This is a genomic window from Acinetobacter sp. YH12097 (assembly GCF_013419225.1).
Classification (GTDB): Bacteria; Pseudomonadota; Gammaproteobacteria; order Pseudomonadales; family Moraxellaceae; genus Acinetobacter; species Acinetobacter amyesii.
On sequence record NZ_VPAN01000018.1, the window covers coordinates 1 to 12,159 of the forward strand.

8 protein-coding genes are annotated in these 12,159 nt (G+C 39.6%); 4 read left to right on the forward strand and 4 right to left on the reverse strand.

The features are described 5' to 3' along the window. Window positions 1-204: 204 nt before the first annotated feature. Window positions 205-540 (reverse strand): hypothetical protein, encoded by a 336-nt coding sequence (locus tag FTU37_RS09375; RefSeq protein WP_168379422.1) that lies wholly within the window; start codon window positions 538-540, stop codon window positions 205-207. A gap of 253 nt (window positions 541-793) precedes the next feature. On the opposite strand from FTU37_RS09375, the gene FTU37_RS09380 reads away from it, so the two are divergent. Next, on the forward strand, window positions 794-1,489 hold the full coding sequence (locus FTU37_RS09380; RefSeq protein WP_168379423.1) for an ion channel: 696 nt from the start codon (window positions 794-796) through the stop codon (window positions 1,487-1,489). A gap of 58 nt (window positions 1,490-1,547) precedes the next feature. On the opposite strand, the gene omp33-36 is transcribed toward FTU37_RS09380, so the two are convergent. Next, complete coding sequence (gene omp33-36 / locus FTU37_RS09385; protein ID WP_168379424.1) at window positions 1,548-2,423, reverse strand: porin Omp33-36; 876 nt, start codon at window positions 2,421-2,423, stop codon at window positions 1,548-1,550. Window positions 2,424-3,521: 1,098 nt separating this feature from the next. Here omp33-36 and FTU37_RS09390 point away from each other — a divergent pair. Continuing rightward, window positions 3,522-5,228, forward strand: a complete 1,707-nt coding sequence (locus FTU37_RS09390; protein ID WP_168379425.1) for a diguanylate cyclase — start codon at window positions 3,522-3,524, stop codon at window positions 5,226-5,228. 59 nt (window positions 5,229-5,287) lie between these two features. Here the strand turns inward: FTU37_RS09390 and FTU37_RS09395 are convergent, their stop codons facing one another. Beyond that, window positions 5,288-6,097 (reverse strand): toxin-antitoxin system YwqK family antitoxin, encoded by an 810-nt coding sequence (locus FTU37_RS09395; RefSeq protein ID WP_168379426.1) that lies wholly within the window; start codon window positions 6,095-6,097, stop codon window positions 5,288-5,290. Between the two features lie 202 nt (window positions 6,098-6,299). Between FTU37_RS09395 and blaOXA the strand changes: the two genes are divergently transcribed. Both blaOXA and FTU37_RS09405 read left to right on the forward strand, forming a co-directional pair. Continuing rightward, on the forward strand, window positions 6,300-7,151 hold the full coding sequence (blaOXA, locus tag FTU37_RS09400; protein ID WP_373686306.1) for a class D beta-lactamase: 852 nt from the start codon (window positions 6,300-6,302) through the stop codon (window positions 7,149-7,151). 271 nt (window positions 7,152-7,422) lie between these two features. Then, window positions 7,423-9,156, forward strand: coding sequence for a P-loop NTPase fold protein (locus tag FTU37_RS09405; RefSeq protein WP_180124242.1), 1,734 nt, complete (start codon window positions 7,423-7,425; stop codon window positions 9,154-9,156). Between the two features lie 114 nt (window positions 9,157-9,270). Here FTU37_RS09405 and uvrA read toward each other — a convergent pair whose 3' ends face one another. Further along, window positions 9,271-12,102, reverse strand: coding sequence for an excinuclease ABC subunit UvrA (gene uvrA, locus FTU37_RS09410; RefSeq protein WP_168378956.1), 2,832 nt, complete (start codon window positions 12,100-12,102; stop codon window positions 9,271-9,273). Between the last annotated feature and the right edge of the window lie 57 nt (window positions 12,103-12,159).

A 12,159-nucleotide genomic window follows, 5' to 3' on the forward strand; every position in this document is an offset into this window, starting at 1 on the left:
GCTATAGACCACATTTAAGTTTAAATATGAACACCCCGAATCAGACGTATGAGCAAACTAAAACCGAGCTAATTGCTTAACTCGGTTTGAAGTGGAATACTGTCAATCTATTTCAGGACAAGACATAAATTATAGGGAGCAGTGGATCATGGACAAATCTCTGTCTTATTTGCGTGTATAACTCTCTCCTTTGACTGACATTTTCTAATGGCCTTGATCATCTTGATAAGGTGAGCGCTGAATGGTGAATTGTTGAGAGAAATCATCCTGACCGATGCTAAAACTCTGATTACCAAAACTGCTCAAATGGGCTTTTATTCGCGACTGTTCAGCACCACTGAAGGTTTGGTTGGCAATGCTTTTTTCGGTATGTTCTTGATGGTAATACGTCACTTCGCCCGACGATTTGATCACTAATTCACTGTGGTTGTTTTGCCAAGTCCCCACATAATTTTCATGGCCTTTGAGGAGCGGACTGTTTTGTGTACAGGCAGAGAGCATGAGCAGACAGAGGGGAGCAAATACGAGATGTTTTTTCATAATGAAATCTACCACGCAGGAGATTTCTTTAAATGTGCGCCTGAATGCTGAAACTTACAATAGGCTTTTTGAGGCTCATAGGTGATCAAAAAACTGAGGCTGAACCGTATGCATATGTGATGCTTTTCAGGTCACACTCAACAAATCTTTGCAGTATAAAAAACTCACTTCGTGCTAATTTAAAATCAATTAGTTGATGATGCTTTAGATCGATCATTTCAGCGCATGATAAAAAATATAGAGATTGAAAATAATGCAAGGATTCGTGGATTTTTGGAAAAGCTTTAGACTTTTACCCTCAGCATGGCTGTTATTGGTGCAGTTTCTGATCTTGGTATTAACCGCGATTACCCGAGAAAGCCTGTCTTTTCGTGCGCTGATTTGGGTACTTGGGGTATTGGTGCTGTTGATCATTGCCAAAGTGATTCGCCAAACACCGATGTTTACGATTCTTGGGCTGAGTTTTGTTGGCTGCGCCGTATTGTTTTCCACTTTGATTATGCTGGGTGTAAATCATCCGAATATTCAAATTATTGCGCATGGTTTTGAAGCCTGTGCGTATTTTAGTGCAGCCTATGGTGTATTGCGCTATATGTTTGCCGATCGCTATTTAACCAAAGATGAACTTTTTGCAGCAGGGGCAGTATTTACCCTCATCGCATGGGGTTTTGCCTTTCTCTATAGTATTTGTCAGCTGATTTATCCGGATAGTTTTGTGAATCCTGCAGAGCCGGGCATGCAGTCGTGGTTAGATTTATTATTTTTAAGTTTTAGTTTGCAGTCTGCCACGGGCTTGTCGGATCTCATGCCTGTGAGTGCGCCTGCACGGGTCTTGGCTATGCTTCAAATGTTCTGTGGAGTGATGTATTTGGCTCTCATCGTTTCACGCTTAATTGCATTGCAATATATTGCCCATTTACCGGAACGCCATGAGCCCAAAGACAAATAATGGCAGGAAAAAAAAGGACGCAAATGCGTCCTTTTTGGTATTCAGTATCTAATATGAATTAGAAACGGAATTTAGCGTTTACGCCAACAGTTTGAGTGTCAAGCGCAACTTCTTCAGCATTAGCATTTACATAGCTAGCACCAACTGCAAAAGCAGGAGTGATGAAGTAGTTTACGTTCGCGCCCCAAGCTGAGTCTGGAGTACCAGCAAAGCTAGATTCAGCGTAAGAAGCACCAACGCTTAATTTAGGAGTTACGAAAAGATCAGTTTTGAATTGGTAAGCAGTGTCATCACCGTAGATGATGCCTGATTCGAAACCAATTGCCATGTTAGTGTCGTCGATTGCGCCAACATATTTAGCACGTGCAGTGATTGCGTCTTGGTCTTGGCCAATAGTTGTAGCTTCAGCAACAGCTTTAGCAACACCGTTACCCATAACGTTGAACGCGTCAACAGCAGCTTGGTCAGCAACGCTAGTGTAACCAACAGCAACTAAGAAGTTTTGAGTTGGAAGCGCACCAACTTCTAATGCATAACGGTCGCCGTTGTCATCAGTGTTGTTTGCATTTTTGCTGTCAAGGATAGTGTGGCTGTAAGAAGTACTAGCGTATACAGGAACAACTTTAGTTGGAACATAAGCTTCAGCTTTAGCACCGAAGTTATGAGCAATTACGTCAGTACCTTTTGAACCAACTTCACCGTAGTTGTAAGCAACAGATACGTTAGAAGCTTGGTTTAAGAATGCAGCTTCTGCTAAAGGACCTTTTGTAGAGTCAACATTTTTGAAGTAGTAAGTACCTTGAACACCACCAATGAAATCTTTGTCATTTGCAGTTGTGTCGATGTATTCTGCTTGGCCTTGAACTTCAAATTGGTAAGCTTGAGCACCGGTCATGGCTAATAATAAAGCAGTGGCTAAACCGAGTTTTTTCATGATTTTATACCAGTTGTTACAAATGGATTAAACATTGAGCATTGTATTGTAACAATATATTAAGTCAATGATCCTAAAGGTTATTATTCAGTCTCTGACTCAGATCTTTATTTCATAATAAGAAATTCAGTTTTTACTCTAACTAATAAGTCACTGAAAAAAAATCATTGAGAACAATTAAGTAAGTTTGATTAAATTCTTAATTAAAAAAATACACTTGAAAAAATACACAGCTTTTTAATCTGAAATAACAATTATTATTGTTATTTTAATTCAAAATAACATTTATTGTAGTGGGCAAATTCTAACGCTTTTCACGCATTTGAAGCGATAAATTGCGGTTTTGACTGCCGATTTGTTGGGCGAAAACTGTTTATTTGCATAGTAAATGGACGTTTTTGTTTTAAATCTGAGGTCCATTTAACTTAAATGAATATCTTGGTGATAAGTTTAATACCATTATGAAATACTTGGCTTTACATCAGGTTTTATTTGATTCATAATTTGCCAATCGAGTCGTTACACAGTTTAAAAGTGTGACTTTGACCCTGATTCTCCATAGTTTGTTTTTTATTCGCCCAGCTTTCCCCAAGGTTGGGCTTTTTTTTTATTCAAAAATTTAACTTTACTGTAAATCTTAAAGATAAAAGGATTATGAATAAAAAAATATGCACTACTATGGTGCGTAAATTATTGGATTTATCATCTAGTTTAGAGACTATAGACAAAAAAAATCCTGATTTTCATGGAAAATCAGGATTTTTTAGCCAAAATTTTCGGGAAACTAAAATATTCTGCTGAGGAAGAAATTTAGTGTGCCCTAATACGGTGCATTCTGCACCAATTTATTGCAATTGTAAATATTTATTTAAGCAAGTTCATAAAAAAATTTATTCCTTTCAAATATGTTGCTGTTTTTTAGCAAATTATCTCGTTTTAAAATGATAAAAATGTGACAGATTCAACACATTTGTATAGAATTTAGCTGTATAAATGTTCATTTTATAAATTAATAAATTATTGATCATTAATTTAAATATTCCCGCGTTTAGTTGATAAGTGGGTTGGGGTATGCAACAAGTGTGGGGCATAAAATAGATGGAAACATTACGAACAGAGCATATTAGTAAGCGCTTGCAACTTGCGATGCTAGTAATCGTCTTGTCTATCGTATTTATTAGTGTTCCACTGATTGTGAGCAGTTATCAAAACTACCTCAAAAATGCTCAAGCGCTGAAAGAAATTCAGATGCTAAAAATGGTGGCAGATTTAACCAACCAAATTTCTCGTGAACGTGCGCCAGCTAACAGTGCAATGTCGAGTCAAGGTCTTCAGCGTGAGCAAAAAATTATTGAGTTGGCTGAATATCGTCAAGGCGTTGATCGGCAATATCAAGATACACTGAAAGTTTTAAAAGAAACGGGCTTTGCACCGATCGCCCAGCAGTTAGAGTCCAATTTATATCCATATTTGTTGCAGGGTCGCAAAACGGTCGATCAATATATTGCGCTGCCGACACAACAGCGTGACGCTAAAAAATTGGATCATGCTATTTTGGCGATGTTCCAAGCTTGGGATCAAAGCTATATTGCCATGCAGAAATTGGTCAATCATTCACATGGTAAAGATACCCGTGTATCGAATTATTACACGCTGATTTTATTACTGGCAGAATTACGTGATCAGGCAGGACGAGTCGCGTCCAATATTATGGCTGCAGTATCGTTTCAACAGGAAATTCCTGAACAAAATTTAGCGCGGAGTTTACAAACCCAGCGTCAAACACGCTATCTATGGGAATTGATCAATGTCGTGCAGTCCGAACATGACAAAACACCCGAGTTTAAACAGTTACATCATGCGGTACGAACGGAATTTTTAGATAAAGGTTTGCCAATTATTGATGGTTTGGCTCAAAAAAGTCTTCAACATCAGCGTTATCACATGGATGACACCCAGCTCACTGATGCAATGGTCAATAAATTTGTCACAGTGGTGGAATTGCAAAGTTATATTTTAGATTACAGTCTCAAAGTAGCTGCGGATGAACAACGTGAAGCGCGAAATAAATTGATTTTCACGCTTTTTGTCTCGCTCGTGTCATTACTGACTGCATTATTAACGATGTTCTATGCCAAGAAATGGGTGTTTGAACCTTTAATTCGTGCTCGTAATCAGTTATTTAAACTGGCTCGGCACCGACAAATGGATCAAGGCGTGATTGAACCTGCCAAAGTAGGTTATCTCAGTTTATTTGATGCCATTCAGCATATTGAAAACATGTTGGAACAACGTGATGCCTTTGAATTTCAGCTTAAACATATTGCCAATACTGACTCACTCACCAATGTCGCCAATCGTTTTGCCTTAGATGAATATATTAAATTTCGCGACAGCCAAAATTCAGGCTTTTTACATACAGCACTGATCGTGATTGATATTGATCACTTTAAACAGGTCAATGATCGCTATGGGCATATTGTCGGCGATTTGGTGATTCAACATGTTGCCAATCAATTACGACAACATATTCGTTCATCCGACTTGGTGGTGCGATATGGTGGAGATGAGTTTTTAGTCCTGATCGAGGGGATTGATATGCTCAAAGCCCAGCACATTGCCGAAACCATACGGCATGATATTCAGCATGTGAATTTCAATTTGGCAGAAGACGAAGCAGATCTCATCGTGACGGTGAGTATTGGTGTTGCAGTGGGTGCCAAAAGCTGGATCGATTTATTAGAGCGCGCAGACCAAGCATTATTTAAAGCCAAAGCTGCGGGGCGTGACCGTGTTTCAGCCTAAACGCAGCTTGATATTCATAAATATCTTGGCAGATTCATAAAGTTAGCTAGAAAAATCAATTAATCTTCATCTTTATATAATTTATTGCAGGCTTGTTGGTTCATTTGACTACCATCTTCATTCCAACACTGGGCTTGGGTAATTTTGCCTAAATCGTACTGAAGCACCGCTTCAGGTTGCCCATTGTCATACCAAATTTTATAACTGTTATGACGAACGCCATTACGATAATAACCTTGGCGTTCTAGTTTGCCGTTTTCAAACCACATTTTCAGCTCGCCAATCAATTTATTGTTTTGAAAATTGGCATAGGTCCACGGTTTACCATTACTGTACCAGCGTTGGCGCAGGCCATGCTCGATACCATTTTTATAATTTTGAGAAAAAGCCAGTTGGCCATTCGGATGCCAAATTTTGTAATCCCCCTGAGATTCACCATTGATGATGCTACTTTCTTGCTCTTTTATCCCATTGGCAAACCAAAACTCGAGTTTGCCTTCGTACTCCCCATTTTTATAGGCAATGCGGCTACGGGATTTGCCGTTGGGGAAGAAACTTTCAAATACGCCTGAGCCTTGAATACCATCTGGAAAGTGAATTAGATGTTCACATTCACCATTTTTAATTTTGCTGTTGCTCAGAAAGATGGTGGTTAGGGCATTGCCATTGGCATAGACATATTGATTTTCATAGATCCCTTTGTGTGAAGTCGGGGTACTGAGGGCTTTACACTGCGGCTTATCTTTCCATGGGCTAAGATCAGGGTCTTCTTGTGAGACAAACAGCACCATGTATTCGTTTAGATAGCCATCGGCAAAGCTATATATTGGACATAATAAGAGACTGAAACTTAAGATAAATTTATTCATTGTTAGTATGCTTTTATATTTTAAAAAGTTAAAAATTATTCGTTGTTGAGTCCACGATAGGCGTCATCATAAGGATGTTTTGTTTAAAAATAAATAGTCGATATGCTAAGTTTGGAACAGATACAAGACTGTTGAAAAGTACACAATTCAGGTTTGAACTTCATCTTATACTGTGGACTTTAAACGCCATAAAAATAGTGCAATGAAAAAAATATATCTATCGTTGATGACTGTCCTGAGTTTGACAGCATGTACAGCAAATGAAGGCATGTTGGATTCATCTCAACACTTAAAACAAACGGCTCAAGCCAATTTAGCAAATTCACGGGTGAGTGAAATTCCGTCTTTATTTAATCAAGCACAGACACAGGCGGTATTTGTCACATTTGATGGTCAGAGCATGAGCCATTATGGCAATGACTTACAGCGCGCCCAGACAGCATACATTCCTGCATCTACCTTTAAAATGTTAAATGCTTTAATTGGTTTGCAGCATCAGAAGGCGACAACCACTGAAGTTTTTAAATGGAAAGGTGAAAAACGTGCTTTCCCGTCATGGGAAAAAGACCTGACTTTGGGTGAAGCGATGCAAGCGTCTGCGGTGCCTGTTTATCAGGAACTGGCAAGGCGAATAGGTTTGGCGTTAATGCAACAAGAAGTCAAACGGGTCGGTTTTGGCAATGCCAATATTGGCAAACAGGTGGATAATTTTTGGTTGGTTGGGCCGTTAAAGATTACGCCCGAGCAAGAAGCCAAATTTGCGTATCAGCTTGCGACAGAGAAATTACCGTTTGATGTCGCGGTACAAAAGCAAGTCAAAGACATGCTTTATATTGAAAGTCGTGGCGATGCGAAGTTGTATGCCAAGAGCGGTTGGGGTATGGATGTGGAACCTCAAGTCGGTTGGTATACCGGTTGGGTGGATGATGGTCATGGCAAGATCACGGCGTTTAGTTTGAATTTGCAGATGGCGGCAGGGGATGATGTGGCGGAGCGTAAGCAGTTGACGTTGGATGTATTGGATAAGTTAGGCGTGTTTCATTTTTTACGTTAATTTTTTGAATTTTGAATTTTGAATTTTGAATTTTGAATTTTGAATTTTGAATTTTGAGTTTGCACGTCCTTACTTTGCATTGGGTTTGAGTTTCCATTGCGTAGGAGATTCCTACTTTTGAAAGCACAAAAGTAGGCAAAATGCTTTTGTTTGACTGAGGGCACATCCGTGCTGCCCCAGTCAAACAGGCGACATCCATGTCGCCGTCATGTGATTGAATTTATTGTTTTTTGCAGATATAAAGGATATAAGTTATTAATATTTCAAGACAATGAACCAGTCTCAAGAACAACGTTTAGAAGATATTTTTAGAACAAATGATAATAATGGGATCGCAATTGCGATTACTGGGTCTTGGGGAGTTGGGAAAACTTTCTTCTGGAATAGCTTTTTAAAAGTTCAATCAATCAAAGAACAGGAAAGGAAGTATTTACCACTGTCCGTAAGGCTTATGCATAAGAATTTTTTTGATAAAAAATATGCTTATGTTTCTTTGTTTGGTATAGAAAATTTATCTGATCTTAAAGCTGCTATATCCACAAATATGAGTAGTAATTACTTTAATCAAGAGTCCACAAAGAACTTTGAAATACCTACATTCATCAAAAAGGGACTTACAGCTTTAAGAGAGGTTAAGCTAACGAGCAGCGAATATGGAATTAGTTCTTCTGCACGAATTTTTGAATCCGTGTTATATGCTCAAGTTAAAGATGCGATTATCTGCTTTGATGACTTTGAACGTATGTCAAACAAGCTTGATATAAAAGATGTCATGGGCTTGGCAAATCAGCTTAAACTAGAAAGAAATTGTCAGGTCGTTTTGATTTTAGATGAAGATAAAGCTGAAGGAGAGAATAAGAAAAAATATGCTGAATATAAAGAAAAGTTGATTGATGAAACCATAAAAATTACATCTGTTGAACCTTTGATTCGTGCAAATACAAAAGATATAGATGATGATTTAGTTAATTTGATGATTAAATTTGCTGAAGAGTTAGAGATTCATAATTTTAGATTTTTTCAAAAAGTCATAAAATTGTATAGCCAGTTTCTAGATCAACTACCTAAAGTGGTGGCCGATTCCACTAAACTAATTATTCTAACTAGAATTCTACAAGGTTATTTCATTTCTGATTTTGGTGTTAAATATGATTTTCAATGGGAAGATATCCAATTGGTTCTCGAAGATAATCAAAAAGATTGGTCTGAGAGGAAAGTTAAAACATATAAAGCATTACAGAATATTTCGTACAATTTTATACATTCTGATGTATGGCTTAGTGAGTTCAAAAAATGGTTTGATCAAGTAGATGAACTGGATTTCGGTTTATTAAAAGAGTTAGCTAGTTCTGAATTGATATCCGAAAAAAATAATGACTATACAAAAAGTTTTCATGCAATAACTAAGAAATTTTGGAAGTTGCAAGCAGATGAAAATTTTCCTAAAGATTTATTTGAAATAACAAAAAAAGTAATAGGCTTAGAAAATTTAGGAAATATAAGTTTTGCAATTAAACTTCTAGAGCTATTTGGGCATTCCGATCAAGCGATCGAATTAGAATGTATTACATGTGAGTGGATACATGAACAAATGATTAGAAATAGAAGATCATTTATAGGTATAAATCAATTAGGTGAAATTAGACCCGTTTTTGAAGATTATATTGAAAAATTTGAGTTGAGTTCTGAACATTTACCAATTCTAGTTGATGCTGTTTTTAAAATATTTGTTAATGGCGCTGGAAGTAGTGAGGATGAGTTATCCGTAGAAAAAGCGAATAAACAACAATGGAAAGAACTGTTATTTATTCAAATCCTCCAAGATGAAAGATTTAATGATATTAATAGTAGCTATATAGTAAAAAAAATACTCGAAAGGCCTACTGCCTCAAATTTTAAAGCTTCTTTTAGAACAATGATCACTGAAATCTATGAAGAAAAAGGAAAAGAATCTGAATTTTATAAAAATTATATGGATTATCTGATAACTCGACTAGAGAACTAAATCTCCCCCTAACCCTGAGCCATATATGGCGCAAGGAAAAAAAGAGGGGAAACTCCACTGAATTAATAATGGGATACCCCCTCCTTTATTAAAGGAGGGTTGGGGAGGATTCAATTACTTCAACATCGGCTTTAAGAACTTCGCTGTATGTGACACTTTATTCTTCGCCACTTGCTCTGGCGTACCTTCCGCAATAATCATACCGCCACCTGCACCACCTTCAGGGCCTAAATCCACAATCCAATCGGCCGTTTTAATCACATCCAAATTATGCTCAATCACCACGATGGTATTGCCCTTATTACGTAGCTCATGCAGGATGTCGAGTAACTTGGCAATATCATGGAAGTGCAGACCTGTCGTCGGTTCATCAAGCACGTACAAGGTTTTGCCTGTATCACGTTTCGCCAACTCACGTGCCAATTTCACACGCTGCGCTTCACCACCTGAAAGTGTGGTTGCAGACTGACCCAAACGGATATAGCCCAAGCCCACTTGGTTCAAGGTTTCCAAACGACGGTGAATCACAGGAATAGCATCAAAGAAATGCATCGCATCTTCAACCGTCATTTCTAAGACATCTGAAATGTTACGACCTTTATAACCAACTTCTAACGTTTCGCGGTTATAGCGCTTGCCGTGGCAGGCATCACAAGGCACATACATATCAGGTAAGAAGTGCATTGCAACCTTAATCATACCGTCGCCTTCACAGGCCTCACAGCGACCGCCTTTCACGTTAAACGAGAATCGACCTGCAGCATAGCCACGTGCTTTGGCTTCAGGGGTTTGCGCAAACAGTTCACGAATTGGGGTGAACAAACCGGTGTAAGTTGCTGGGTTTGAACGTGGTGTACGACCAATTGGGCTTTGGTCAATATCGACGACTTTATCGAGGAACTGTAAGCCATCAATCGAGTCAAATTTTTCCGCAGTCAGTGTGGTTGCACCGTTCAATTGAGTTGCTGCAAGCGGCAATAATGTCCGGTTAATCAGCGTCGATTTACCTGAACCTGATACACCCGTTACACAAGTCATTACACCTAGAGGAATAGTCAAATCGACATTTTTCAGGTTATGACCCGCAGCACCCATCAACTTGATTTGTTCTTCAGGTTTGGGTGGTTGTACACGTTGTTTAGGCACTTCAATTTTTAACTTGCCTGATAAATACTGACCTGTCAGTGAGTCAGGATTTGCCAAAATTTCATCATACGTCCCTTCGGCAATCACATGACCGCCATGCACACCTGCACCAGGGCCGATATCAATAATATGGTCGGCCGCTCGAATGGCATCTTCATCATGCTCAACGACGAGCACGGTATTACCAAGGTCACGTAGGCGAACTAAGGTTTCAAGCAAGCGGTCATTATCACGCTGATGTAGACCAATTGAGGGTTCATCGAGGACATACATCACGCCCATAAGGCCCGCACCAATTTGTGAAGCCAGACGGATACGCTGTGCTTCACCACCCGACAGTGTTTCTGCCGAGCGCGATAAACTTAAATAATTCAAACCGACAGAGACTAGGAAGTGCAAACGTTCACGGATTTCTTTGAAAATCTTGTCGGCAATTTCGCCTTTGGCACCGCTTAAGTTGAGATCTTGATAATAGCTTTCAGCATCGCCAATTGACATTTTGGTGATCTGGGCGATGGTCTTATCTAAAATTTTCACATTACGTGAGATTTCATTCAGACGAGAACCATCACAGGCATCACAAGCGGCATTCGACAAATACTGTGCTAAATCTTCACGTACATAGTTGGATTCGGTTTCACGGTAGCGACGTTCTAGGTGCGGTAGAATCCCTTCAAAGGCTTGCACGCGTTTGTGCGAACGACCACGTTCATCGATATAACTCAGGTCAACTTTTTCTTTACCTGTCCCATACAGAAATTTCTTTTTGGTGTCGGCATCGAGTTCATTCCACGGTGTATCTAAAGAATAACCAAAATGATCTGCCACTTTTTGGATCATGCTATAGTAATACGGACGTTGACGGTCCCAACCGCGAATCGCCCCTTGGCTAATCGAAACTTCATTATTGGGAATCAATTTGTCAGCACTAAAATGGCTGCGTGTGCCTAAACCATCACAAACAGGGCAGGCACCGAATGGATTGTTGAAGGAAAATAGCCGTGGTTCAAGTTCACCAACGGCACGTTCACATTCAGGGCAAGAGTGCTTAGCAGAAAATACGCGATCTTCTTGTTCGCCTTTCATCCACGACAAAATGGCAATATCGCCGCCCATGCGTAAAGCCGTTTCAAAGCTTTCTGCAATACGGTTACCGAGGTCATCACGAACTTTAAAACGGTCAACAACGACTTCGATGGTGTGCTTTTTCTTTTTGTCTAATTCGGGTGGTGTGTCGATATCAATGACTTCACCATCGACACGGGCACGGACGAAACCCTGACCTTGTAATTGTTCGAACAAGTTGGTGTATTCACCCTTACGGTCGCGGACCACAGGGGCAAGCAACATAAGTGCCGTACCTTCTTCTAGACCTTTGACGGTATCGACCATTTCAGACACAGTCTGAGCCACCATCGGTAGATCATGTTCAGGACAGTATGGCGTGCCGACACGGGCATAGAGCAGACGTAAATAATCGTAAATTTCGGTGATTGTCCCCACCGTCGAGCGTGGGTTATGGCTAGTTGATTTTTGTTCAATGGCAATCGCGGGACTCAAGCCTTCAATCGAGTCGACTTCGGGCTTTTCCATTTGCGAAAGGAATTGGCGCGCATAGGCAGATAAGGACTCGACATAGCGACGTTGACCTTCAGCATACAAGGTATCAAAAGCCAAAGAGGACTTCCCTGAACCAGAAAGACCCGTAATGACCACAAACTTGTCGCGTGGAATATCGAGTGACACATTTTTTAAGTTATGGGTACGTGCGCCTCGAATACGGATATGGCTTTGGCTCATGCAAGGGGTCCTAAAAGATTCATCGAAAAACCTATATATGATAGCGCATGAAAAATG